The organism is Halomonas gemina (assembly GCF_023554995.1).
Lineage (GTDB): Bacteria > Pseudomonadota > Gammaproteobacteria > Pseudomonadales > Halomonadaceae > Halomonas > Halomonas gemina.
The window spans coordinates 1-255 of sequence record NZ_JAMJPK010000047.1 but is presented as its reverse complement, the minus strand read 5'-3'; the positions used below and the strand labels follow the sequence as shown (position 1 = coordinate 255).

1 protein-coding gene is annotated in these 255 nt (G+C 70.6%); it reads right to left on the bottom strand.

Features of this window, described 5'->3' with window-relative positions; translation table 11 throughout:
- The coding region (locus tag M8009_RS18995; protein WP_250064042.1) for a molybdopterin-dependent oxidoreductase at positions 1–255 on the bottom strand (255 nt) is incomplete at both ends.

Below are 255 nucleotides of genomic sequence, written 5' to 3'. Positions count from 1 at the left end.
CGACCACGGTGAGCCCCGGCGTTTCCTCGAGCGGGGTGTTCCATAGCTCCTCGAAGGCGGCACGCACCTGGGCGTCGGTGACCGGCTGGTAGTCGGGCAGCACCATGGGGATCATGCCCGCATCCGACGCCCCCTGGACGTTGTTCTGGCCACGCAGCGGATGCAGGCCGGTGCCGGGACGGCCGGTCTGGCCGCAGGCCAGCGCCAGCGAGATCAGGCAGCGGGCGTTGTCGGTGCCATGGACGTGCTGGGAGA